Origin of the sequence: Caballeronia sp. LZ034LL (assembly GCF_031451215.1) — a bacterium.
In the GTDB taxonomy this organism is placed as follows: Bacteria; Pseudomonadota; Gammaproteobacteria; order Burkholderiales; family Burkholderiaceae; genus Caballeronia.
The window spans coordinates 503,238-528,095 of the sequence record NZ_JARUXR010000001.1; the positions used below are offsets into that span (position 1 = coordinate 503,238).

General features: G+C 65.1%; 22 protein-coding genes. 10 read left to right on the forward strand and 12 right to left on the reverse strand.

The window, feature by feature from the left end; genetic code table 11:
• Nucleotides 1–15 precede the first annotated feature (15 nt).
• The 8 genes from QCE83_RS02330 to QCE83_RS02365 all read right to left on the reverse strand — a co-directional run bounded on the left by QCE83_RS02330 (nucleotide 16) and on the right by QCE83_RS02365 (nucleotide 7,428).
• Nucleotides 16–816: a hypothetical protein gene (locus QCE83_RS02330; RefSeq protein WP_309807390.1), complete on the reverse strand. Its 801-nt coding sequence runs from the start codon at nucleotides 814–816 to the stop codon at nucleotides 16–18.
• A gap of 57 nt (nucleotides 817–873) precedes the next feature.
• The gene (locus QCE83_RS02335) at nucleotides 874–1,335 is read right to left on the reverse strand and encodes a hypothetical protein (protein WP_309807391.1); all 462 of its coding nucleotides are present in this window, start codon (nucleotides 1,333–1,335) and stop codon (nucleotides 874–876) included.
• Nucleotides 1,326–2,081 (reverse strand): enoyl-CoA hydratase-related protein, encoded by a 756-nt coding sequence (locus QCE83_RS02340; protein ID WP_309807392.1) that lies wholly within the window; start codon nucleotides 2,079–2,081, stop codon nucleotides 1,326–1,328. The genes QCE83_RS02335 and QCE83_RS02340 overlap by 10 nt, the downstream gene beginning before the upstream one ends.
• Nucleotides 2,082–2,187: 106 nt before the next feature.
• Nucleotides 2,188–3,054, reverse strand: coding sequence for a TauD/TfdA family dioxygenase (locus tag QCE83_RS02345; RefSeq protein ID WP_309807393.1), 867 nt, complete (start codon nucleotides 3,052–3,054; stop codon nucleotides 2,188–2,190).
• 66 nt (nucleotides 3,055–3,120) lie between these two features.
• On the reverse strand, nucleotides 3,121–4,329 hold the full coding sequence (gene argJ, locus QCE83_RS02350; protein WP_309807394.1) for a bifunctional glutamate N-acetyltransferase/amino-acid acetyltransferase ArgJ: 1,209 nt from the start codon (nucleotides 4,327–4,329) through the stop codon (nucleotides 3,121–3,123).
• A complete protein-coding gene (locus QCE83_RS02355) occupies nucleotides 4,326–5,102 on the reverse strand; it encodes an enoyl-CoA hydratase/isomerase family protein (protein WP_309807396.1) in 777 nt (258 codons plus the stop codon). The genes argJ and QCE83_RS02355 overlap by 4 nt, the downstream gene beginning before the upstream one ends.
• 69 nt (nucleotides 5,103–5,171) lie before the next feature.
• The gene (locus tag QCE83_RS02360) at nucleotides 5,172–6,653 is read right to left on the reverse strand and encodes an asparagine synthetase B family protein (RefSeq protein ID WP_309807398.1); all 1,482 of its coding nucleotides are present in this window, start codon (nucleotides 6,651–6,653) and stop codon (nucleotides 5,172–5,174) included.
• A gap of 271 nt (nucleotides 6,654–6,924) precedes the next feature.
• Nucleotides 6,925–7,428 (reverse strand): DUF1566 domain-containing protein, encoded by a 504-nt coding sequence (locus QCE83_RS02365; RefSeq protein ID WP_309807399.1) that lies wholly within the window; start codon nucleotides 7,426–7,428, stop codon nucleotides 6,925–6,927.
• A gap of 443 nt (nucleotides 7,429–7,871) precedes the next feature.
• Between QCE83_RS02365 and QCE83_RS02370 the strand changes: the two genes are divergently transcribed.
• From QCE83_RS02370 to QCE83_RS02400, 7 genes are all read left to right on the forward strand, one after another.
• Nucleotides 7,872–8,645: an L-iditol 2-dehydrogenase gene (locus QCE83_RS02370; RefSeq protein ID WP_309807400.1), complete on the forward strand. Its 774-nt coding sequence runs from the start codon at nucleotides 7,872–7,874 to the stop codon at nucleotides 8,643–8,645.
• Nucleotides 8,646–8,908: 263 nt separating this feature from the next.
• Nucleotides 8,909–10,273 (forward strand): sugar ABC transporter substrate-binding protein, encoded by a 1,365-nt coding sequence (locus tag QCE83_RS02375; RefSeq protein ID WP_309807401.1) that lies wholly within the window; start codon nucleotides 8,909–8,911, stop codon nucleotides 10,271–10,273.
• A 101-nt stretch (nucleotides 10,274–10,374) separates the two neighbouring features.
• Nucleotides 10,375–11,313, forward strand: coding sequence for a sugar ABC transporter permease (locus QCE83_RS02380; protein WP_309807402.1), 939 nt, complete (start codon nucleotides 10,375–10,377; stop codon nucleotides 11,311–11,313).
• Nucleotides 11,310–12,173 (forward strand): carbohydrate ABC transporter permease, encoded by an 864-nt coding sequence (locus QCE83_RS02385; RefSeq protein ID WP_404984110.1) that lies wholly within the window; start codon nucleotides 11,310–11,312, stop codon nucleotides 12,171–12,173. The genes QCE83_RS02380 and QCE83_RS02385 overlap by 4 nt, the downstream gene beginning before the upstream one ends.
• A 10-nt stretch (nucleotides 12,174–12,183) precedes the next feature.
• On the forward strand, nucleotides 12,184–12,912 hold the full coding sequence (locus tag QCE83_RS02390; RefSeq protein WP_309807403.1) for an HAD-IA family hydrolase: 729 nt from the start codon (nucleotides 12,184–12,186) through the stop codon (nucleotides 12,910–12,912).
• Entirely contained in the window at nucleotides 12,905–14,041 is a 1,137-nt protein-coding gene (locus tag QCE83_RS02395) for a sn-glycerol-3-phosphate ABC transporter ATP-binding protein UgpC (protein ID WP_309807404.1), read from the forward strand. The genes QCE83_RS02390 and QCE83_RS02395 overlap by 8 nt, the downstream gene beginning before the upstream one ends.
• 146 nt (nucleotides 14,042–14,187) lie before the next feature.
• On the forward strand, nucleotides 14,188–15,039 hold the full coding sequence (locus QCE83_RS02400; RefSeq protein WP_309807405.1) for an MOSC N-terminal beta barrel domain-containing protein: 852 nt from the start codon (nucleotides 14,188–14,190) through the stop codon (nucleotides 15,037–15,039).
• Nucleotides 15,040–15,043: 4 nt separating this feature from the next.
• On the opposite strand, the gene QCE83_RS02405 is transcribed toward QCE83_RS02400, so the two are convergent.
• The 3 genes from QCE83_RS02405 to dalD form a co-directional block, all read right to left on the reverse strand.
• A complete protein-coding gene (locus QCE83_RS02405; protein WP_309807407.1) occupies nucleotides 15,044–15,991 on the reverse strand; it encodes a sugar-binding transcriptional regulator in 948 nt (315 codons plus the stop codon).
• Between the two features lie 115 nt (nucleotides 15,992–16,106).
• Nucleotides 16,107–17,588 (reverse strand): xylulokinase, encoded by a 1,482-nt coding sequence (xylB, locus tag QCE83_RS02410; protein WP_309807410.1) that lies wholly within the window; start codon nucleotides 17,586–17,588, stop codon nucleotides 16,107–16,109.
• Nucleotides 17,589–17,783: 195 nt separating this feature from the next.
• The gene (dalD, locus tag QCE83_RS02415; RefSeq protein WP_309807411.1) at nucleotides 17,784–19,172 is read right to left on the reverse strand and encodes a D-arabinitol 4-dehydrogenase; all 1,389 of its coding nucleotides are present in this window, start codon (nucleotides 19,170–19,172) and stop codon (nucleotides 17,784–17,786) included.
• Between the two features lie 394 nt (nucleotides 19,173–19,566).
• Here dalD and QCE83_RS02420 point away from each other — a divergent pair, with 394 nt between their 5' ends.
• Entirely contained in the window at nucleotides 19,567–21,111 is a 1,545-nt protein-coding gene (locus tag QCE83_RS02420; protein ID WP_309807412.1) for an FGGY-family carbohydrate kinase, read from the forward strand.
• A gap of 23 nt (nucleotides 21,112–21,134) precedes the next feature.
• Here the strand turns inward: QCE83_RS02420 and QCE83_RS02425 are convergent, their stop codons facing one another.
• On the reverse strand, nucleotides 21,135–21,956 hold the full coding sequence (locus tag QCE83_RS02425) for an EAL domain-containing protein (protein WP_309807413.1): 822 nt from the start codon (nucleotides 21,954–21,956) through the stop codon (nucleotides 21,135–21,137).
• 272 nt (nucleotides 21,957–22,228) lie between these two features.
• On the opposite strand from QCE83_RS02425, the gene hmgA reads away from it, so the two are divergent.
• Together hmgA and fahA are read left to right on the forward strand one after the other, a co-directional pair.
• On the forward strand, nucleotides 22,229–23,554 hold the full coding sequence (gene hmgA / locus QCE83_RS02430; RefSeq protein ID WP_309807414.1) for a homogentisate 1,2-dioxygenase: 1,326 nt from the start codon (nucleotides 22,229–22,231) through the stop codon (nucleotides 23,552–23,554).
• Entirely contained in the window at nucleotides 23,551–24,837 is a 1,287-nt protein-coding gene (gene fahA, locus QCE83_RS02435; protein WP_309807415.1) for a fumarylacetoacetase, read from the forward strand. Before hmgA ends, fahA begins: the two co-directional genes overlap by 4 nt.
• Nucleotides 24,838–24,858: the final 21 nt, after the last annotated feature.

Genomic DNA, 24,858 nt, shown 5'->3' on the forward strand with positions numbered 1-24,858 from the left:
CTTCTGAGACATGCGTCAGACGCGCGAACCCGCGCGCTGCGCCGTGCCGGACTTCCCGGACAGTGCGGCGGCGTCGAGGTCGATTTCCTGAGCGGCCGCGAACTCGGCCATCGAGCGCCATTCGGGCATGCCCTTCGGCGAGCCGAACGTCAGATCGTCGTCCTGCGGTACGTGGTCGGGGTCGGGCGGTGCGGTGAAACTGCGCTTGCGCCGGGCGACCGCCACCAGGGTCTTCGCTCCGGACGGCGACACACGGAAGACCCGGATCCACGCGGGACGCTCGCCGAGCGCGGTCAGATCGCTGGCTTCCTCGTCGGCGGGCGCGGCAACACGCGCCCAGCCGATGACGACGATCTGCGTCGTGCGGCCAGTCGGGTCAAGCCGTTCCTGACGCTGCACGCGCCCGCCCAGCAACTGGAAGCGCGCGACCGGAATGTGCGAACGGGCAGGGAAGTATTCGGCAATGACCCAGTTGCCGCCGGAAGAGACGATCGGGACATCCCTGCGGCGCTCGTAGCGATAGATGTCCGTCAGACGATGCAGCACGGTTTGCGGAACGTGCGCGCGCGGAAACGAATAGCGGGCGGGCTTGAAGTCGTCGGTTTCGGATCGGACTGAGTTGTGCGCGTTCATGTCGAGCTTCAGGCGCATGGGCTGAAGCTGGATCGACAGCAGCGTGCCGTCCGCGACACGCGCCACGTAGGGTGGATTGGAGGACTCGACCCACCGGCCGGGCGCCGTTGCATGCAGCGGCGATGAAAGGCTCAGGAAGACACCGACGACGATGGCACCGAAACTCGATAACAGCGATTTCATGTTCTGGTCAGGCAAGTGGGGCGAGCGGGCGTCGCTCGGCGCGGTAGTGGAAAAACGTCATTGAGATTCGGGGCAGCGGTTTCGCATCGCGTGCTTGATTTCCTCGATACCGCCGTCGCCCGCCCGGCAGAACCACGCCTGGGCGGCGCAGTAGTTGGTGGGCGTGCCGATGCCCTGGGCATGCATGAAGCCGACGAGCAACGCTGCCTCAGGATCGCCGTTCCGCGCAAGCTGCGAGAGTGAGCGAAAAGCGTCCTGCACTTCGCCATGGCCGGATTCGTTCAGCAGCGCCCGGGTGCTTTCCATGAATGGCGAGGGCGTCGGCGACGCCTGCGACGCGTTCGATCCATACGGAAGGCGTGCGTCGATGGCGCTTCGAACATCCGGCCAGGTCGCGACGGCACGCAGGAACTTGCCTTCCGATGCGCAGGGAGCCGCTGCCTGCGAAAGCGCCGCGTTCGCGGTCCCTGTCGCGAGGAGACACAGGCCGCACAGGATCGCGTACGGTGTCATGCGCATGGACGCACCAGCAGTTGCCGATGGGTCGCGCGGGCGGCGGGCAGGCACGCGGTCAGCGCCTGCATCAGGTTTTGCGCGATGATGCCCTTGGTGTGCGCGAACGCGGCCGGCGCGTGATCCGCCAGCCGGCGGGCCCAATGCAGGGCCATGGGCATCAGTTCGTGTTCGCGCACCGCGAAGTTGATCAGACTGTGTTCGAGCGCGGTGATGGCGCCGAACTCCTTGCAGCCATAGACCATTTCCGACACCACACCATGCGGCACGAAGTGCCGCAACATCGCCGCGCCGACGGCACAGCTCACGCCCTGCGCGAGTTCGGGCTCGGAAAAACGCGCGCCGTAGGCCGCGATGCGGATATCGCACAGCAGCGCGAGTTGCAGGCCTTGTCCTTTCACCTGACCGTCGATGGCGGCGATCACCGGCTTCGGAAACCTCAGGATGGCGTGATACAGCGCCATGATGCTGTCGAGCCAGACATCGACGTCCGACTCGCTGTTCAGGTTCGACACTTCTTGCGCATCGCCGCCGCCGCAAAACGCGCCGCCCGTGGGACCGGAGAGGATCAACGCGGCCACTTCCGGATCGGCCGCAGCCGCTTCCAGCGTGACGATGATGCGCTGCCGCGCCGCCGTATCGAGAACGTTGGCCGGTGTCGTGCCGTGCAGTGTCAACTGCACGATGCCCGAACGCGAGTCATCCAGCGGAACCAGGCGCTGCGTCATGTCGATTGTGCCGAGTGTTTCCATGCGTCCTCTGAACAGGTGAGCCAGAAAGCGCCACGCGCCGGCCGATCATCGATTGGCCGGGGCATGGCGCGAAGTGCGGCAAAAGTCGTGTGAAGAGGCGTGCCAATCAGCCCAGACCGATATCGCGCACCGGCCCGGATGCACCTGTCTCCGCCGTCTGTCCGCGCCAGAGCACGCGTTCGATGGCGGGATCGTTGAACTCCTCGCGCTCGTGAATGCTGCGGCGATTGTCGGTAATGAGCAGGTCGCCGCGGCGCCAGTGATGCGTATAGGTGTAGCGCGGGTTCTTGAAGAACTGCGAAAGCTCGGTGTAGAACTTCTTCGTCTCGTGAGGCGTGAAGCCGACGATGCGCGGTTCCCAGCTGGCGGGCTGTCCCTCGTCGAACGGGAAGTAGAGCAGCATCTTCCTGACCCAGCCGAGATCCGTGAAGACCGGCACCTTGAACCAGCCTTCGGGCGAGACGTCGACGTAATAGCCGCGCTCCGTCACCCGTACTTCAAAGGTTTCTTCCTCCAGCACGTTGCGCAGATGGAGCGGCAGTTCCTCGCACGCGAGAACGTGGTCGGTGACCAGCGTGGCGCCGCGGAACCGCATGTTCTCGATGCGCGCGCCGTACAGGAACACGAGGTCGACCTGACTCAGCAGCAGGCCGCCGTCCGCATGAAACGGCAGTTGACCGCGGCCCGTGACGATCTTGCGCTGATCGCCGTCGAGTTCCAGCGTGTCCCGATAACCGTAGCCGACCTTTTCCCGCTCGTTCACATACGCGACGATGTTGCCGTAGCGTGCATACAGGTTCAGGAAGTCCTGTCGTTCGAAGTCGAGATCGCGGACGAGCACGAAGCCCTTCTCCATCAGGATCGACTTGATGTCTTCCGGGTCGGCCGCAAGGAACGCCTCGCGGTTGAGGATTGCTCCGAAACCGGACGCCAGCACCGATTCCCTTTCGTAAAGCCGTACGCGTGTATCCATTCAATGCTCCATGCTGATGACAAACAACGGGAAGTTTTTTAAGCCGGTGCGGCGAGGAATCCGGCACTAGGTGGTGTAGTGGCTGTTCAGTTCGACATAGGCCGGCGACAGGTCGCAGCCCCATGCCTCGGCACGGCCGTGTCCGGCTGCCAGATCGACGCGGATATCGATGCGCTCCGCCGCCGCCATCGTTCCGCGCAACGCCGAGAGCGTGGCTTCGTCGATGACGGCGGGATACACGCACGTACCGCAGATCGATATGCGGGTGCGCTGCGGATCAATCTGGTACTTGCGGTCGCACTTGCCGATGGCCATCGCGACGCGGCCCCAGTTCGGATCCGCGCCGTGGATGGCCGTCTTGACGAGCGGCGAATTGGCGATGGATTTCGCGACGGCGCGCGCGACGGCATCCGACTCGGCATGCTCGACGGTCGTCGTGAACACCTTGGTCACGCCTTCGCCGTCGCGCAGCACCAGCATGGCCAGGTGCGAGGCGACGTCCAGCAGCGCGTCGGCGAAGGCATTCGTCTCGACAGGCCCGGCAAGCCCGCTCGAAAAGGCGACGCAACTGTCGCTCGTGGAAGTGTCGGAGTCGATCGTGATGCAGTTGAACGTGCGGTCCGCCACCTGGGTCAGCATCGACTGGAGGGCGGGCTGGGGGATGCGCGCGTCGGTGAAGAAGTAGACGAGCAGCGTGGCCATGTCCGGCTCGATCATGCCGACGCCCTTCGCGATGCCCACCAGCACGCTCTTGCCCACACGCATCGCGACGGCCTTGCGCGTGGTGTCGGTGGTCATGATCGCTTCGGCGAAGGACAGGAAGTCGGGTGGCCGGGACAGACGTTCGCGCGTCTGCGCGAGACAGGCGCCGATCCGCTCGACGGGCAGCCGCTTGCCGATCACGCCGGTCGCCGCCGTCTGGATGTCATCGCGCGGGATGGAAAGCTGCTGTGACAGCGTCTCCAGCAAGAGATCGAGATCCGCCTCGCCCTGGACGCCGGTCGCGACGTTCGCGTTCTTGGAGATGACCAGCAACGCGCGGGCGCTGCCCTTCGCCAGTTGCGTGCGGGACGCCCGCACGGCCGCGCCGGCAAAGTGACTGCGCGTATAGACGCCGGCCACGGCGCACGGCGCGTCGGCATGCACGACGGCGATGTCGCGCGTGTGATTCCGTATGCCGGCGCTCGCGACGAAGGTCGCGAAGCCCTGCGGAACCGGTGAGCGGGCATCCAGCGGACGCGAGAGAAAGGCGCCGGGTTTCATCGCGTGGCTCATCGCGTGGCGGCTCCGGCGTGTTCGTCGCCCAGCACGCGGGCAAAGTGCGCATGAGGACTGCGCGCGGCGAAGGCGGCGCGATGCACGCGCCGGGACGCTTCCGCCGATTGCTCCAGCACCTCCCGCATGCCGGCGACGATGGTGGCCTTGGTCGCGCGATACGGCACTTGCGGATAGCTCGCGAGCGTCTCCGCGCGGACGATGGCGTCATGCAGCAGCGCGTCGGGCCGCGAGAGGCGGTTGACGATCCGGTAGTCCGCGGCCTGTTCGGCGGGAATCGGCTCGCAGGCGAAGACGATGTCCTGCATCGCCGCATGGCCGATGGCATGCCGCAGAATGGCGACGCCCATCGAGCAGCCGATGCCATGACGCAGTTCGGGCATGCGGAACTCCGCCGTGGTCGCGGCCTGACGCCAGTCGAACATCAGCGCGAACTGGAAGCCCATGCCGATGGCGTAGCCGTCGATGGCCGCCACCGTGGGTTTCTCGACGCTCAGCACGCTCAGGTACAGGTCCGTGACGCGATCGATCCAGTCGTCGACATCCGAGCCGCCCTTGAGCAGGCGCACTTCGTTGAAGTCGCCGCCGGCGCTGAACGAGCGGTCCTCGCCGCCGGTCACGACCACCGCGCCGACCTTCGGATCGCGGTCGGCGCGGGCGAGCGCGGCCTTGACGCCGTCTTCGAGTTCCGCGCTGAACGGGTTGTTGCGATTGGCGTGCCGCAACGTGATGACGCGGATGCTGCCTTCGTCTGCTTCGGAAACTGCTGCCATGCCTGTCCTCCTTCGCTTCCTTGCGGTTCCTTGAGCTTCGTTGAAGTAACTCGCGTCACGGCGCATGCCTCAAAGCGCGTCTTCTCCGCTGAGCAAGGCGCGATAACGGCGATAGGTGTAGCGGGTCTTGCCGACGTAGTCGCCGGTATCGACGCCGATATGCGACGCGTAGATCTGATTGACCGACGAGCCCTCGTGAATGCCGATCTTCTTGCGCCACACGATCTCGTCCGGCAGCAGCGCGTGCTCCGCGGCGCACTCGCGCAACATCACCTTGACTTCGTCGGCCGCGACCTTCATGTCGGGCGCGAGGTTCAGTGCGAACGCGACAAGCCGCGGCGTCCAGAACGGGTGATGCACGTCCAGCCCGAAGCGATTCGCTCCGAACGGCGAGAACTCGCCGGTCCAGCGCGTGCGATAGATCTGCCGCCAGAGTTCGGGGTTCGCGTCGGCGGCTGCGCTGCCCGGTTTCAGGACGCCGCCGAACAGCAGGTCGGAGCCATAGCCGGTGATGACGCGTCCGCCGATGCCCTCGAGCGTTCGATAGAGGCACAGCAGGCTGGCCTGGATCTCGGCGGACAGGCCGTCGAAGATCTCGTTGTAGTAGATGGCCTCGTGCGCGCCGCGCAGGATCTCCTGGTCCGTGAAGGTCTGTTCGCTGTGCGTGGTCCGGACGTGGCGCGAGACGATGCGGGCGAACGGAAATTCGTTGCTGGTCCCGGTGCCGATCGCGAGGGTCCTGACGTCGTCGCGGTGGCGCGCCGCGATGGCGGTGACCATGCTCGAATCGAGCCCGCCCGATAGCGGAATGGACAGCGGCCCGGAACAGCGCGACAGCGACCGGATGGAGTCCGACAGCAGGGAATAGGTCAGTTCGCGGGCGTGCTCGCGGCGCAAGCGCTGCGGCGCGGCCAGCCGATGGCCCAGATAGCTGACGGAGTGCATGACAGGATGCTCGCGGCCGTCAGACCCGAACGAATACGCCGAACCCGGCCGCAGGCGTGCGCCGTTGCGCAGCGGCAGGAACGTGTCTGCGCGGTTGTCATGAGCGAGCACGTCATCCTCGGGGAGGAAGTCCAGTTCATCGCGCCGGCAACGCGCGACGTTCTTCAGTTCCGAGGTCAGCCAGAACGCGCCGCGTCCGCTCACCGCATGCACCGGCTGCAGGCCGTGGGCGTCGGTCTTCACCGCCAGCGTTCCGCGCGAGCCGAAGGTCAGGAAGGTGTACGGCCCTTCGACCATGGCGAAGAGGGCGTCTCCGTACGTCTTGTGCAGGGTGTGCAGGACCGCGGCGTCGTTCGCGGTGAGCGCCTCGGCGGTAATCGTGGCGGCGAGCACGCGCAGTTCGTCGATGTTCGTGACGGTTCCGATCAGCACATGCGTCTGGTGGCGTTCCACGTGCGAGAGCGCCGCGAACGACTCGGCACGCCATGTCTTCAGCCAGAGTTGCCAGCCTGCAATCTCGAAGCATTCGCCTTCGCCTTGCAGATTCGCGAGAGAAGGTGAAGGCTTGCGCCCTGAATGAGGTACCGCGATGAATGAGAAGGTCATGAACGGCCGCTAAAAAAAGGCGTGATGTCCGCCGCGATTGATTGATGATCGATGGAAAACGGCTGCGCCGAAAAGCACGGGTGGCGAGCACCTTGTCCGTAAAAATTAAATCACGAGCCAATCCCGATTTCTCGTTATGTGTTCGTAAAGTTTTGTTTTTAGACAAGCGAATTCACTGCTGAAAATCGCGATTAATTTGCCTTAACTAAATCTTGTCAGGATTTAACTGCTGTTAATGCATTCGGCCGCGATAACGACTGCAAGCTGTCAGCTATAAATTCTTGACGAGGAAAACCGATAACGAGAAACCAGTGCTGTGAAAGTCGTAGGCGCCATCGGTGAAATTGACGTAATAGAGCGTGCCCGGAATCTCCGCGGCGGTGGCGCTCCAGAAATTCGCGCCCTCGCCGAAATCCGAGGCGGCGACGGCGGGGAAGACCTTGGCGTCGATCTTCGGGCCGCTGCAGGTCCTTCGTCTCAAACCGCCCAGCTCTTCGGCCGTCGGCAGGCGCCAGCCCGGTCCGGTTCGTTTCGCGGCTTTCTTCGCTTCGTCATGGCTCAAGCCCAACGGATCTCCGGTACAGCGTCCGTTGCGCTGATTCCATTCCATACCCACGGCACAACGCTTCCAGACCAGCCGTTTTGCGGAATCCGTTGCTTCACTTGCATTGATCGTCCATGAACTGTCGGTTGTCTGAACGCAGGTTGCGGAAGTTAAAATCGAATGGAGCGCCAGCGGAAGTGTCGTGAACACTAATCCGATATTTCGTTTCATGCTTCTGGATAATGTCATTGTCTTATGATTGAAGTTGCTGCCGTTGATTAAGTGATCGAGAAGATTGTTTGCCGTATCCTGGCAAAAGACTGCTAATGGGAAGCCAAGTCGGCGCCTTGAGTTAAGACTTAATCCAGGCAAACCAGCCTAAGCGACATCGACGTGATTTTGAAAGCCTCCAAGCGTCACAAATCAACAACGCTTGGCCGCATGCGCGAAGCAAAAACAGTCCGTACAGGAACGTGTGTTGCTCCTCTCGCGCCATGCCAGATGGGGTTTCCCCGAGGAAGACGACTGATTGCGCGTCGCAGCATCGAAACCTGTGCCGATGCCTTGACACGATCCCGCGCAGCGCCGATCATTCGATCAAACTAAGAGCAATTGCTCACTCGTGGAGCGTTCGCTCACCCGCGTGAGTGCGGCGGAAGAAATCGGAGACATCTGTGAGACTGAGAGACAAGGTCGCGATCATCACAGGCGCCGGCGGTGGCATCGGCGAGGCGGTCGCGCGGCGCTATCTGGAAGAAGGCGCGCAGGTCGTCGTCGTCGACGTGCGGGACGAGAACGAACTCGCCCGGCGCTTCACGGAAGACGCCACGCGCGTGCTCGCGCTCAAGGCCGACGTCACGCGCCGCGAGGACATCGCGCAGATCGTCGGGCGCACGGTGGAGCGCTTCGGCGGCATCGACATTCTCTTCAACAACGCGGCGCTGTTCGACATGCGCCCGCTGCTCGACGAATCCTGGGACATCTACGACCGCCTCTTCGCGGTCAACGTCAAGGGCATGTTCTTCCTGATGCAGGCCGTCGCCCAGCGCATGGTCGAACAGGGCCGGGGCGGCAAGATCATCAACATGTCATCGCAGGCCGGACGGCGCGGCGAGGCGCTCGTGTCGCATTACTGCGCGACCAAGGCGGCGGTGATCAGCTACACGCAATCGGCGGCGCTCGCGCTCGCAAAAGAGCGCATCAACGTGAACGGCATCGCGCCGGGCGTCGTCGATACCCCGATGTGGAAGGACGTCGACGCGCTGTTTGCGCGCTACGAAAACCGGCCGATCGGCGAGAAGAAGCGGCTCGTCGGCGAGGAAGTGCCGCTCGGGCGCATGGGCCTGCCCGCCGACCTGACGGGCGCGGCGCTGTTCCTGGCCTCGGCGGATGCGGACTACATCACGGCGCAGACGCTCAACGTCGATGGCGGCAACTGGATGAGTTGACGCGGCGCGGCGCGTTGCATGCGGCTTGAAGCACAGGAAGCACCGTCTATAGTGAAACGGCGTCACAGCAGACACGAAGCGCGGCACACGCAACAGCACACCCGATAGCACCCGCAACGGTAAACGCAACGAAAAAAACGCAACGACAAACGCGCGATTCCGGTCGCACACCTTCAAAAGCAGTCAGCGGCAACCACGGCGCCCGCGGTCATTGCAGCGCGACCCTCCACGGCGTCCGTGCCAACAAAAAGGAGACGAACCTCATGAAACGCACCCAACGCATCGTTCGAGTCCAACCGCGCGCGCGCCGCGCACCGTTCGCGAGCGGGGCGCTGTCGGCGGCGCTGGCTGCCGCCGCGCTCGTGCCGCTGTCGGCGCATGCCGCGACCATCACGATCGCGACGCTCAACAATCCGGACATCATCGAGTTGAAGAAGCTCTCGCCGGCGTTCGAGAAAGCCAATCCCGACATCAAGCTGAACTGGGTGATCCTCGAGGAAAACGTGCTGCGCCAGCGCGCCACGACCGACATCACGACCAACAGCGGCCAGTTCGACGTGGTGACCATCGGCACCTACGAGGCACCGCAATGGGGCAAGCGCGGCTGGCTCTCGCCGATGACGAACCTGCCCGCCAACTACGATCTCGACGATGTCGTGAAGACGGCCCGCGACGGCCTCTCCTACAACGGCACGCTGTTCGCGCTGCCGTTCTACGTCGAAAGCTCGATGACGTATTACCGCAAGGACCTGTTCCAGGCCGCCGGCCTCAAGATGCCGGACCAGCCGACCTACGACCAGATCAAGCAGTTCGCCGACAAGCTCACCGACAAGTCGAAGGGCCAGTACGGCATCTGCCTGCGCGGCAAGGCGGGCTGGGGCGAGAACATGGCCTTCGTGTCTACGGTGGTGAACACTTACGGCGGCGAGTGGTTCAACGAGAAGTGGCAGGCGCAGCTCGATACCCCGGAATGGAAAAAGGCGGTCGGGTTCTACGCGGACCTGCTGAAGAGCGACGGTCCTCCGGGAGCCAGCTCGAACGGCTTCAACGAGAACCTCACGCTGATGTCGTCGGGCAAGTGCGCGATGTGGATCGACGCCACGGTCGCCGCCGGCATGCTCTACAACAAGGCGCAGTCGCAGGTGTCGGACAAGATCGGCTTCGCGGCGGCGCCGATTGCCGTCACGCCGAAGGGTTCGCACTGGCTGTGGTCGTGGTCGCTCGCCATTCCGAAGACCTCGAAGCAGCAGGACGCCGCGAAGAAGTTCGCCGCGTGGGCGACGTCGAAGGAATACATCGAGATGGTCGGCAAGGATGAAGGCTGGGCCTCGGTGCCGCCGGGCACGCGCAAGTCCACCTACGCACGGCCCGAGTACAAGCAGGCCGCGCCGTTCGGCGACTTCGTGCTGAAGGCGATCGAAACCGCCGATCCGAACGACGCGACGCTGCACAAGGTGCCTTACACCGGCATCCAGTTCGTCGGCATTCCGGAGTTCCAGTCGTTCGGCACGGTGGTCGGCCAGTCGATTGCAGGCGTGGTCGCGGGCCAGACGAGCGTCGATGCCGCGCTGAAGGCCGGCAACGCCGCCGCCGATCGCGCGGTGAAGCAGGCCGGGTATCAGAAGTAAGAGAAGCACGCTGCATGCGGTAACGCGCTTCATCCATCGCGGTACACGGGCCGTCCCGTCACGGGGCGGTCCGCCGGCGTCAATCATCGAGAGGTGACACGATGAGTCAACTGAATCCCCCCATCACCGATCATCATCTGGAGGAGTCCGCCGCCGAGCGCGACAAGCGGCGCGCGAAGTCGGTGCGCTGGCTGATCTCGCCGTCCACCGGATTGCTGTTCCTCTGGATGGCCATCCCGCTCGCGATGACGATCTGGTTTTCGTTCTCGCGCTACAACCTGCTGAATCCCGACGTCAAGGGCTTCGCCGGCCTCGACAACTTCGAGTTCCTGGTCACCGATCCGGCGTTCGGCCCGTCCATCGCCCACACGCTCACGCTGATCATCTCGACGCTCGTCATCACCGTGGTGGGCGGCGTGCTGCTCGCGGTGCTGTTCGACCGCAAGTTCTGGGGGCAGGGCATTGCCCGGCTGCTGGTGATCGCGCCGTTCTTCGTGATGCCGACCGTTTCGGCGCTGATCTGGAAGAACATGATCCTGCATCCGGTGTACGGCCTGATCGCGGGACTGATGCGCTCGCTGGGCATGCAGCCGATCGACTGGTTTGCCGAATATCCGCTCTTCGCGGTGATCGTGATCGTCTCGTGGCAATGGCTGCCGTTCGCTTTCCTGATCCTCTTCACGGCGATCCAGTCGCTCGACCAGGAACAGAAGGAAGCGGCGCGCATCGACGGCGCGGGTCCGTTCGCGATGTTCTTCTTCATCACGCTGCCGCACCTGAAACGGGCGATTGCCGTCGTCGTGATGATGGAAACCATTTTCCTGCTGTCGATCTTCGCGGAAATCTACACGACCACGGGCGGCGGCCCCGGCACCGCGACGACCAACCTGTCCTACCTGATCTACGCACTCGGCCTGCAGCAGTTCGACGTCGGCCTGGCATCGGCGGGCGGCATCCTCGCGGTCATTCTCGCCAACATCGTTGCGTTCTTCCTCGTGAGAATGCTCGCGAAGAACCTCAAGGGGGAGTACGAGTCATGAGCACACCCGTCCGCACTCAAGCCATGAGCGGCGCGCCGCGCACGTCCGCGCTGGAGCATGTGAAGAACGTCGTGCCCGGCATCGTGGCGTGGATCGCGTCGATCCTGCTGTTCTTCCCGATCTTCTGGATGACGATCACGGCGTTCAAGACCGAGCAGCAGGCGTATTCGTCGTCGCTGTTCTTCACGCCGACGCTGGACAGCTTCCGCGAAGTGTTCGCGCGCAGCAATTACTTCGGCTTCGCGTGGAATTCGGTGCTGATCTCGGTCGGCGTCACGGTGATCTGCCTGCTGCTCGCCGTGCCCTGCGCCTACGCGATGGCCTTCTTCCCGACCAAGAAGACGCAGAAAGTCCTGCTGTGGATGCTCTCGACCAAGATGATGCCGTCGGTCGGCGTGCTCGTGCCCATCTACCTGCTGTGGAAGAACACGGGCCTGCTCGACACGGTGTCCGGCCTCATCATCGTCTACACGCTGATCAACCTGCCGATCGCCGTCTGGATGGCCTACACGTACTTCAACGAAGTGCCGAAGGACATTCTCGAAGCGGGCCGCATCGACGGCGCGTCGACCTGGCAGGAAATCGTCTTCCTGCTGATGCCGATGTCGCTGCCGGGCCTGGCCTCGACGGGCCTGCTGCTCATTATCCTGTCGTGGAACGAGGCGTTCTGGAGCATCAACCTGTCGAGCTCGAACGCGGCGCCGCTCACGGTGTTCATCGCGTCGTATTCGAGTCCGGAAGGGCTGTTCTGGGCCAAGCTCTCGGCGGCCTCGCTGCTGGCGGTCGCGCCGATCCTGATCGTCGGCTGGCTGTCGCAGAAGCAACTGGTGCGCGGTCTCACCTTTGGCGCGGTGAAGTGAGGGCGCGCTCGTGAATCTCACACCCTCCAACGAAGCCAATCTCGACGATCGCCTGCTGATCTGCGATTGCGACGGCGTGCTCATCGACAGCGAGGCGGTCGCCGCGCGCATGCTCGTCACCGAGCTGCAGGCGCTGTGGCCGGGCGTCAATGTCGAGCCGGTCGTGATGCCGCTGCTCGGGCTGCGCATCGAGGCGGTGCTCGCGAGCGCCGCCGACACGGTGGGCCGCACGCTGACGCACGATCAGGTGGTCACGATCCGGCGCGCGGTCGAGGCGGCGGCGATCCAGGCGCCCACGGTGCCGGGCATCGCCGAGGCGCTCGCGGCCGTGCCGTTCATGAAGGCCTGCGCGAGCAACAGCTTCTCGACCTATGTCGATGCGGTGCTGCAACGCACCGGCCTCGTGCGCTTCTTCGGCGCGCGGCGCTTCTGCGCGGACATGGTCGAGAACCCGAAGCCCGCGCCCGATGTGTATCTCGCGGCGGCCCGCGCGATGCGCATCGATCCGCTGCGCTGCCTGGTGGTCGAGGACAGCGTGACGGGCGTGACGGCGGCGCGCGCGGCGGGCATGCCGGTGCTGGGTTTCATCGGCGGCGGACATGCGACGGAAGGACAGATTGGCGCGCTCCAGCAAGCGGGCGCACACGTGGTATTCGACGACATGACGCGCTTGCCGGCGCTCGTGGCGCAATGGCTGCAAGACGCGTCGTTCGACATGGGAGACACACATCATGGCTAGCCTGACCCTGCGCAACATCAGCAAGCGTTATGAAGAAACCGAGGTGATGCGCAACATCAACCTCGACATCAACGACGGCGAGTTCGTCGTGTTCGTGGGCCCGTCGGGCTGCGGCAAGTCCACCCTGATGCGCATGATCGCCGGGCTGGAGGACATCAGCGGCGGCGAGCTGATGATCGACAACACGCGCGTCAACGAACTCGCGCCCGCCAAGCGCGGCATCGCGATGGTGTTCCAGTCGTATGCGCTCTATCCGCACATGACGCTGTACGACAACATGGCGTTCGGCCTCAAGCTGGCCGGCGAGAAGAAGCCGGCCATCGACGCCGCCGTGAAGAACGCCGCGAAGATCCTGCACATCGACCATCTGCTCGATCGCAAGCCGAAGGCGCTCTCGGGCGGCCAGCGGCAGCGCGTCGCCATCGGCCGCGCCATTACGCGCAAGCCGAAGGTGTTCCTGTTCGACGAACCGCTGTCGAACCTGGACGCCGCGCTGCGCGTGAAGATGCGGCTCGAGTTCGCGCGCCTGCACGACGACCTCAAAACGACGATGATCTACGTGACGCACGATCAGGTCGAGGCGATGACGCTCGCCGACAAGATCGTCGTGCTGTCGGCGGGGAACATCGAGCAGGTCGGCACGCCGAACACGCTGTATCACGCGCCGGCGAACCGCTTCGTTGCGGGTTTCATCGGCTCGCCGAAGATGAACTTCATGTCCGGCACCGTGGCCGCCGTGCAGAACGACGGCGTGCTGGTCAAGTACGCGACGGGCGAGACGCAACTGGCCGGCGTGCTGCCGGGCAATGCCAAGCCGGGCGATACCGTGACCGTCGGCGTCCGTCCCGAGCACTTGCAGCCGAATTCGCCCGAAGCGGGCGAGTACGGCGTGTCGGCTTCGGCGATGACCGTCGAGACGCTCGGCGACGCGGCCTATCTCTATGCCGAAACCGATGTCGCGCCGGATGGCCTGATCTCGCGCATCCCGCCGCTCGAAAAGCATGCGCGCGGCGAGAAGCTCAAGCTCGGCGCCTCGGCGGAACACTGCCATCTGTTCAACGCGGAAGGGCAGGCGTTCACGCGCAAGGTCGTGGATGGCTGGCAGCGTGAGCACGCGACGGCGGCCTGAAGCGTCGAACCATCGCACCATCGCGGCACAGGGGCATGACGACGGCGCCGTTCGCAGGAACGGCGCCGTGTTTTTTAGCCGACGTAGGATAATCGCGTGTGCGACCGGCTGCGTCCGACAGCCGGCGCGCTCCCACCGACATCGCCATGCCCGTCCTGAACGAACTCTTTGTCTATCCGGTCAAGTCCTGCGCGGGCATCGCCCTGAAGCGCGCGACGCTGCTCGAAACCGGTCTCGAATACGACCGCCACTGGATGATCACCGATCCGTCCGGCGGCATGCTCACGCAGCGCGCGCATCCGCGCATGGCGCTGATCCGGACAGCCTTCGCTGACGATTCACTCGTGCTCGACGCGCCCGGCATGCCGACGCTGCGCACGCCCTTGCGCGCCGAAGCGCTCGTCGATGCGCAGCCCTTGCGCACGACCGTCTGGCGCGACAGCTTCGATGCGCTGGATACCGGCGAGGAAACGGCGCAGTGGTTCAGCGCGTTCCTCGACATGCCGGCACGGCTGGCCCGTTTTGCGCCGCAGGTGCGGCGTGTGGTCGATGAAACCTGGACCGCGCCGCTCAGCACGCATACGCGCTTCGCCGACGGCTTTCCGCTGCTCGTGATGAGCCAGGCCTCGCTCGATGATCTCAACGCGCGTCTCGTCGCGAAGGGCGCGCCCGCGATTCCCGCGAACCGCTTCAGGCCGAACCTGGTCGTCGGCGGACTCGATGCGTATGAGGAAGACTTCGTCGGTGAGATGCGGATCGGCGATGCGCAGCTGAAGCTCGTCAAGCTCTGCTCGCGTTGCCCGATGCCGACCATCGATCAGGACACGGGCGCGGCGGATCCCGCGTGGCCGCACGAGCCGCTCGACACGATGAGCGCCTACCGCGCCAGCGAGCAGATGGGCGGCAAGCTCACCTTCGGCAAGAACGCGATTGTCCTCGCGGGCGAGGGCATGGCGCTGCACGTGGGGCAGGACGTCGAGGCCGAGATCGACTTCTGAGGCGTTACGCTTCGAGCGCGGCCTTCGCGCACAGTTCGTCGGTGACGAGACCCGACAGCCATTGCCCCTGCAACGCGGCGATCAGCGCATCGAGCTTGCGCTGGCCGCCCGCGAAGCCGATCGTGGGACGCCGCGGCGGCGAGTCGAGCTTGAGGCTCGTCACGCGCGCGCCGGTGCTCGACTGCACGCGCTTGCCAGCGGCGTCGATCGGCAGCCCGAGCCATTCGGCCACTGCGCCGGCCTCGATCATCTCTTCCACTTCCGCGCGCGTGATGAAGCCGTCTTCATGAAGCGGACAGTTCACGGCCACGTTGCCGATGCCGACGAAGGCCACGTCCGCGCCTTGCGCGAGTTCATCGACGATGCGATACAGCCGGTGATTGACCCACTGGGCGCGCTCGGATTCGCTGTCGGCCATCAGCGGTGCGGGCAGCATGAAGTGCTTGCCGCCGGTCTTCTCGGAAAGCTGCTGGGCCACGTCATAGCGGTTCGATGAACCGTCCTGCGCGATGGCGCCGACCATCGACACGAAGCGATGCTGCGGCCGCTCGATCTGCCCGATCTGCGCGACGCAGGCCTTCAACGTGCGCCCGCTGCCGATCGACACGACCAGCGGTTTCTCGTCGAGCAGATAGCGCTCCATCACTTGCGCACCCGCGACGGCGAGCTTGCGGTCGACCTGCTCGGGCGCGTCACCGTCGACGGGCACGACTTCGCACATCGCGAGGCCGTAGCGGTCGCTGAGCGCGCGCGCGAGCGACAGGCAATCGGCGATGCGATGATCGACCCGCACGCGGATCAGGTTTTTCTCGACGGCAAACGCGACGAGCCGTTGCGCCACCGGGCGCGAGATCTGCAATTTCTCCGCGATCTCGTTCTGGGTATTGCCGGCGACGTAATAGAGCCAGGCTGCGCGCGTGGCGAGGTCGAGTTTTTCGGTGGATTTGGGCACTGTGGTTGCGCGGCTGTCTGCTCTTAAGTTTTAGTTCTTATTTTGGACAACGTGATGCCAAATTCAGAACCACCCATGGACTCGATCGCCCTCACGAGCGCTCTTGGCGTCGACGTTATGCCAGCCTCGGCCGCGCCGGATCGAACAGCGGCCGCACGTGCTGGTACAGCTCCCGGAAACTTTTCAGCCGCTGCCTCAACAACGCATGGCGTTGCGCATCCGGCGTGAACTCCTGCTTGATCTCGGGTTTCGCGAGCACCGTCGCCGGGTCGCCGCCCGCCGCGAGCCAGCCGAGCCGCGCCGCGCCCAGTGCCGCGCCGGTTTCGCCGCCGCCGTGGGTGCGCGTCGGGGTATCGAAGGCGTCGGCGAACATCTGCGCCCAGTACGCGCTGCGTGCACCGCCGCCGAGCATCGACAACGCGCGCGCCTGCGTGCCCGCCGACTGCAGCGCGTCGAGACCATCGGTCAGCGAGAGCGTGACGCCTTCGAGCACCGAATAGCCGAGCAGCGCACGATCGGTCGCGTGCGTCATGCCGAAGAACACGCCTTGTGCGTAGGGATCGTTGTGCGGCGTCCGCTCGCCGCTCAGATACGGCAGGAACAGCGGCGCAGAGGACAGGATGTCGGCGGGCAGCGCCTCGATCTCGGCGAGCAGCGTGGGCTCGTCGGTCGAGGTCAGCTTGCAGACCCAGCGCAGGCAGCTCGCCGCCGACAGCACCACGCTCATCTGGTGCCAGCGGTCCGGAATCGCATGGCAGAACGCATGCACCGCGGAGGCCGGATTGGGCCGGAAGCGGTCGCCGATCACGCACAGCACGCCCGAGGTGCCGAGCGACAGGAAGCCGTCGCCCGGATCGGTCGCGCCGATGCCCACCGCGCTCGCGGCGTTATCGCCGCCGCCCGCCGCGACCACCACGCCTTCCGGCAGGCCGAGTTCACGCGCGAGCGCCGGCAGCAGGGTGCCGGACGGCGCGCTGCCTTCGGCCAGCGCGGGCATCTGCTGGCGCGACATGCCGCAGGCCGCGAGCAGTTCGTCCGACCAGTCGCGCCGCGCGACATCGAGCCAGAGCGTGCCGGCGGCATCGGAGGGATCGGACACCTTGGTGCCGGTCAGATGCATGCGCAGATAGTCCTTCGGCAACAGCACGCACGCGGTCTGCCGGAACAGGTCGGGTTCGTTGTGCGCGACCCAGAGCAGCTTCGGCGCGGTGAAGCCGGGCATCGCGAGATTGCCGGCGATTTCATGCAGATTGGGCGCGCGCTCGTACAACTCGGCGCACTCCTTGTCGCTGCGCATGTCGTTCCAGAGAATCGCGGGGCGCAGCACGCGGTCCTGCGAATCGAGCAGCACCGCGCCATGCATCTGACCCGAGAGCCCGATGCCGCGCACCTGGGCGAATTCAGCAGGGAATTTCTCGCGCAGCTTGAACAGTGCGGCGCGCGTGCCTTCCCACCAGTCGAGCGGATTCTGTTCTGACCAGCGCGGCTTCGGACGCGACACGGTGAAGGGCGTGCCCGCCGTGCCGATCACGCTGCCGTCGGCGGCGAGCAGCAGGACTTTCACTTCGGAGGTGCCGAGGTCGATGCCTAAGTACATGAACGTACCCTTGGGTCGTGGCCAGGTTCGCGCCCGGCGGAAAACGGGAAATGAGCGAGGTGTGAGGCCCGCGCAGCGGGAGGCGCTAATTTAACGCCACGCGCGGCGCCGCGCCATGGGCACATTACCCGAGCGGCGCGGCGCGCAGTTGACGCTGCGATTACGTTGGCGATAACCGCGCGCTGATGGAACGTCTCACGGACGGTTGGCGAGCCACGCGTCGACCTTGGCGACGGCATCGCGCATCACGCGTTCGAGTCCCTCGCTGCCGGCCATCTTGCCCCACAGCTGCTTGTCCGCGACGAAGGCCTTGACCGTATCGGGCGACGTGAAATAGCCATGCGCGACGGCCGGATCCATCACGCCGTCCTGATAGGCATAAGGCAGCTTGCCTTCGTGCCAGCGTTCGAGAAAGCGCAGGAAGAGCGCGGGCAGGATGGCGGTCGAAGCGGGATCGACGTTGCGCGCGAAGCACTCGGACAAGGTGGGCGCGATGAAGCCCGGCAGCTTCGAGAAACCGTCGGCCGCGACGCGCTGGTTCGTGTCCTTGATATACGGATTGCTGAAACGGTCGAGCACGATGTCGCGATACTTCGCGAGATCGATCGGACTCGGCGTGAGGCAGGGAATCACGTCGTCGGTGACATAGGCCTCCGCGAGCGCGCGAATCTCCAGGTCCTGCGTGCCTTCATGGATGTACTGCAGGCCGACCAGCGTCCCCGCCCATGCAATGCAGCTGTGCGGGGCATTGAGCACGCGGATCTTCGCTTCCTCGTACGCATGCACCGAGTCGACCATCTCCGCGCCAACCTTTTCCCACGCAGGCCGGCCGTCGATGAAGTCGTCTTCGACCACCCACTGGATGAACTTCTCGCCCATCACCGGCGCGCGGTCGTCGAAGCCGGTCGCCGCTTTCACGCGCTCGGCGACGTCGGGCGTCGGACGCGGCGTGATGCGGTCGACCATCGAGTTCGGGCACGACGTATTGGCGAGCATCCAGTCGCGCAGGTCGGTCTCGCCGCGCAGGCTCAGGAATTCGAGCATGCCTTTCTTGAAACGATCGCCGTTGCTGCGCAGGTTGTCGCAATTCTGCAGCGACACCTTGCCCGCGCCGTTCTTCATGCGCGCGGCGAGAATCGCGGCGATCGCACCGTAGATGGTCGTCCGGCCGCCTTTCAGGTCGGCGGCGAGATCCGGGTTCGAGGGATCGAGCCGATCGTGATCGTCGAGGTAATAGCCGCCTTCCGTCACCGTGAACGACACGATCTTGCACGACGGATCGGCGCCCGTGGCGATCAGCGCATCGAGGTCCGCCGACCACGGCAGAACCTTCTTGATGGCCTTGATCCGCTCGTAGTCGCGCTCGCCCTTGGGCGTCACGGTCTCGAGCGTGTACTCGCCGTTCTGGGCCGCGAGCGCGTCGAGCACGGCGTTCATGTCGCCGCGGATGTTGCCCACCGCGAGCGACCAGCGCTTGTCATTCGCATCGCCGGTCTCGATGAGGCGGTGCAGGTACCACGCCTGATGCGCGCGATGAAAAGACCCGGCGCCGATGTGCAGGATCACGTTGGCTTCGCTAGTCATGTCGTCTCTTCCTCTGATGGGCTGCGCGCCCGTTCTTCGCGGACGCTGGTCGCAACGGCGCGCGTGCGCGGGACATTGCGGCGGAGTGAGCATTTGCTCGTTTGATGATCTAATGATCGAATAATCGTATTCGCTCGAGGGAATGTCAAGGCGTGATGTGTCGTGCAACGCGGCGCAATTCGCGCGCCTCGGCGTGTGCAAGAGGGCAGCAACGCGAGGATGGAGACGACGCTGCGCCGCAGCAAGACAGCGCGCATGCACGTCTCCGGAATAACCCGGATAGGCAAGCCGGCGGCCATTGGACGAAGGTGCGTGAGCGCCTCGCCGGGGCCTGACTCGGAGCCTGAGCGGCACATTAGACGATAGGCGAAAAAACATCATGCAGGAGACAGAGATGAATTACGTGATCGGCATCGACATCGGCACGCAGAGCACGAAAGCCTTGCTCGTCGATACGCATGGCGCGATCGTCGCGCAGCATGCGAGCGCGTACCACCCGGACACGCCGAAGCCGTTGTGGGCGGAGCAATGGCCGTCGGTCTGGTTCGATGCGGTGAGCGCGTGCATCGCGGGCGTCACAGCCAAGGCGCGCGAGAAGGGCGTAACAGCCGCCGACGTGAAGTCGCTCTGCGTGAGCAGCCTGTACGGCGGTTCGGGCATTCCCGTCGATGAGCACATGGAGCCGCTGCATCCCTGTCTCATCTGGATGGACCGCCGCGCGACGGCTGAAGTGGACTGGGTGCGCGCGAACGTCGACGTCGAGCGCCTGGAGAAGATCACCGGCAACGGCGTGGACAGCTACTACGGCTTCACGAAAATGCTCTGGCTGCGCGAGCATCGTCCGGAGGTGTGGCAGAAGACGCGCTGGTTCCTGCCGCCCAATGCCTTCGTGATCCAGCGCCTGACGGGCGAACTGGCGGTCGATCACAGCTCGGCGGGCAATCTCGGCGGCGTGTACGACGTCGCGCAGCGCGCATGGTCGGCGCAGGCGCTCGACATGCTCGGCATCCCGGCGTCGATGATGCCGGAGCGTCTGGTGGAGTCATCGGAGATCGTGGGCGGCCTGTCGGCGCAATGGGCCGAGGCGCTCGGACTCGCCGCCGGCACGCCGGTCGTCGCGGGCGGAGTCGATGCCGCGGTGGCGACCTTCGCCGCGGGCGTCACGCAGGCGGGCCATCACGTCGCGATGATCGGCACGAGCATGTGCTGGGGCTACATCAACCAGACGGTGGATGCGCGTCACGGACTCGTGTCGATGCCGCACGTCTACAACGGCACGCGCGATCTCTATGTATTCGGCGGGGCGAGCACGGCGGGGCAATGCGTCGCGTGGTATCGCGACCAGTTCTGCCAGGCCGAGGTCGAAGCCGCGAAGCAGCTGCCGCACGGCGACCCGCACCGCTTGCTGGAAGAAGCGGCGTCGAAGATCGCGGCGGGTTCGGACGGCGTCGTGTTCCTGCCTTACCTGATGGGCGAACGCAGTCCCGTATGGGATGCGCGCGCCAGCGGCACGTTCGTCGGGCTGAACCTGTTCCATACGCGCGCCACGCTGTATCGCGCGGTGCTCGAAGGCGTCGCGTTCGCGCTGAAGCACAACATGGAGGCGGGACGGCGCGGGGCGCAGTCGCTGGATGACCGGCTGATCGTCGTGGGCGGCGCGGCGCATTCCGATCTGTGGATGCAGATCATCGCGGATGTGACGAACTACCCGGTGCTGTCGATCGAACAGGATGTGGAGGCGGCGATGGGCGCCGCGTTGCTGGCGGCGCTCGGGGCAGGACTGGTGTCGCGCGAAACGGCCGAGGGCGGCTGGGTCACGCTCGTCGAACGGGCGCAGCCGGATGCCGAACGACAGCGGGTCTATGCGGACCGGTTCGAGGTGTATCGCGAGCTGTATCCGGCGTTGAAGCCGCTGATGCATCGGTTGCGCAGCACGTAGCGCCGTGCAGGGCGCGCCGCGTTTTAACGCCCATGCACCGGATGCGCATCGAACACGGGTCCCTGCACGAAATGCACATCGAACTGCTGCAGGGCGTCGAACTGCGCTTCATCGGCGACGTTCGAGAAGATGAGCGGAATCCGCAGCCGATGCGCATACGCGACGAGATGCTTCACTACCGAATCGCGCAGGGCCGCGCCCGCATCCATCTTGATGAAGTCCAGGCGCGCCATGTCGGACACGGCCATGATCTGCCCGGCATTCGGCAGGTTGCCCGCCACCTTGAAGCCGTAGTGCTGATAGCTCTTGGTGAGATAGCCGAGAAAGGTCTTGTGCGCGACCGCGGCCGCCGGCAGTTCGATCACCACGCGCGACGGGCTCATGCCGAACTCCATCAGCACCGACGAGAAGTGCAGCCCGTGGTCGTACTTCACGCTCTTCAGCAGCCGTTCATGCACGCGCAGGAACAGCAGCCCCGGCCGATGCGGCCCGAAGAAATTGAACGCATGCAGCGCCCGCGACAGCCGGTCCAGCGTCACCAGCTCCTGATCGTCTTCCAGTTGCCCGAAGGGATCGCGCGGCGCATCGCCGTGAATGAGCGTCAGTGCCTGCACGCCGAGTTCGTCGCCGAAACGCTCGGCGCTTTCCGGCGACGCACTCAGCGTCTGCGGAAAGCTGTGCGTGCCGACATCGAAGATCGGCTCGTACGCGCTCGCAATGCACACGTCCCGATAGTGCGCGAAGGCCTCCTCCGTCTTGTCGTCGTCGCCCAGCACGATATGCGCCCCGAGGAAGGGATGTTCCTTGGCGCGGGCAACGAGTTCGGGCAGCGATGGGGAGATCATGAAAGCGGCGTCGGTTTTATAGGGGCGTGGCTAAGGGCGGATGCGCACTAGCTTCGATTGAATGGTCGATGGTATCAGCGCGTCATGCCGCGTCCAGCACCAAATTCACATATTGATATGCCGGATGAAACACGGTGCCTAGGGTTTACGATCAATTTCACTAAACGTAATTGGTTTTACCATTCGTAAATCGCGTCACGGGCACGAGTTTTATGCCGTACTGTTTCGCCCTGCCGCATTCGAATCGCGTTCACTCGCCGAGGACTTCGACCATGTCAACGTTCGACACCCACACGGACGCCAGCCGGCACTACCAGTCGGGTTTCGCCAACGATTTCGCCACCGAGGCGCTGCCCGGTGCGCTGCCGATCGGCCGCAATTCGCCGCAGCGCGTGGCCTACGGCCTGTACGCCGAGCAGTTGTCGGGCACCGCGTTCACCGCGCCGCGCGCGCATAACCGCCGGTCGTGGCTGTACCGCATCCGGCCGGCGGCGGTGCACCTGCCTTTCACGCAGATCGGCCGGGGCCGGCTGGTCGCGAATTTCGCCGAGGTGCCGCCGACGCCGCCCAACCAGCTGCGCTGGGATCCGCTGCCGATGCCGTCCGCGCCGACCGATTTCATCGACGGCTGGGTGACCATGGCCGGCAACGGCGCCGCCGAGTCGATGAGCGGCTGCGCCATTCACGTCTACGCGGCCAACCGCCCGATGCAGGACCGCTTCTTCTACAACGCGGACGGCGAGTTGCTGATCGTGCCGCAGCAAGGCCGTCTCGCGATCCGCACGGAACTGGGCAACGTCGATGTCGAGCCGAACGAGATCGCCGTGATTCCGCGCGGCGTGCGCTTCACGGTCGCGCTGCCGGATGGCGAGGCGCGCGGGTATATCTGCGAGAACTTCGGCGCGCTGTTGCAACTGCCGGATCTCGGTCCGATCGGCTCAAACGGTCTCGCGAATCCGCGCGACTTCCTCACGCCGCACGCCGCCTACGAAGACCGCGAAGGACGCTTCGAGCTGGTCACGAAGATGAACGGCGTGCTGTGGCGCGCGGAGATCGGCCATTCGCCGCTGGATGTGGTCGCGTGGCACGGCAACTACGCGCCGTACAAGTACGACCTGCGGCACTTCAATACCATCGGGTCGATCAGCTTCGACCATCCGGATCCGTCCATCTTCCTGGTGCTGCAATCGCCGAGCGATACGCCGGGCGTCGACAGCATCGACTTCGTGATCTTCCCGCCGCGCTGGCTCGCGGCCGAGGATACGTTCCGTCCGCCCTGGTTCCATCGCAACGTGGCGAGCGAGTTCATGGGCCTCGTGCAGGGCGTCTACGACGCGAAGGCCGAAGGCTTCGTGCCGGGCGGCGCGAGCCTGCATAACTGTATGTCGGGGCACGGGCCGGACGCCGAGACCTTTGAGAAGGCCTCGCACGGCGACACGACGCGTCCGGCCAAGGTCGGCGCAACCATGGCCTTCATGTTCGAGACCCGCACGCTGATCCGGCCGACGCAGTTCGCGCTCGACACCGCGCAACTGCAGGCCCACTACTACGAATGCTGGCAAGGCCTCACGAAACATTTCAACCCGGAGCAACGATGAACGACGCGCTGCAAGCCACCCTCGCGCCCTCGCTGAAGAGCTGGATCGAGTCCGCGAACGATCCGGCGAGCGACTTCCCGATCCAGAACCTGCCGTTCGGCATTTTCAGCGACGCCGTGAATGCGCAGCCGCGCGCGGGCGTCGCGATCGGCGACTGGATCGTGGACCTCGCCGCGCTGGAGGACGCGCGCCTGCTCGACGCGCACGGCACGCTGCACGCGCCGCGCCTGAACGATTTCATCGCGCTGGGCCGCGAGCACTGGCGGGCGGTGCGCATCGCGCTGAGCGGCCTGCTGGCGCACGGCAACGCCACCCTGCGCGACGATCCGGCGCTGCGCCGCCGCGCGCTGGTGCCGCGGGCGGACGCGACGCTGCATCTGCCGGTCGAGATTCCGGGCTACACGGACTTCTATTCGTCGAAGGAGCACGCCACCAACGTGGGCTCGATGTTCCGCGACCCGAAGAACGCGCTGCTGCCGAACTGGTCGGAGCTGCCGGTCGGCTACAACGGACGCGCATCGTCGGTGATCGTGAGCGGCGCGCCGGTGCGCCGCCCGAACGGCCAGATCAAGCTGCCCGACGCGGAACGTCCTGTGTTCGCCGCGTGCCGCAAGCTCGACTTCGAACTGGAGACGGGCTTCATCATTGGGCGCGGCAATGCGCTCGGCGAACCCATCGCCTGCGAGCAGGCCGAGGCGCATATCTTCGGCATGGTCCTGCTCAACGACTGGAGCGCCCGCGATATCCAGCAATGGGAATACGTGCCGCTCGGGCCGTTCAACTCGAAAGGCTTCGCGACCACCATCTCGCCGTGGATCGTCACGCTGGACGCGCTCGAACCGTTCCGCACCGCGACGCCGGCGCAGGACCCGCAGCCGCTCGACTACCTGCGTCATGCCGGCGATCACGCCTTCGACATCGACCTGCGCGTGACGCTGCAAGCCGAAGGCGCGAGCGAAGCCACGACGATCTCGCGCACCAACTTCCGGCTGATGTACTGGTCGATGGCGCAGCAGCTCGCGCATCACACGGTGAGCGGCTGCAATACGCGCGTCGGCGACCTGATGGGCTCGGGCACGATCAGCGGCCCGACGCCGGACTCCTGCGGCAGCCTGCTGGAAAGCACGTGGAACGGCCAGCGGCCGCTGCGGCTGGAAGGCGGCGGCGAACGCGCGTTCCTGCAGGACGGCGACGAAGTCGTGATCACCGGCGTGTGTCAGGGCGACGGTTATCGCGTCGGCTTTGGCGAATGCGCCGGCCGGATTCTGGCGGCGCGCGGTTGATTTCCGAATGAACAAGGACAA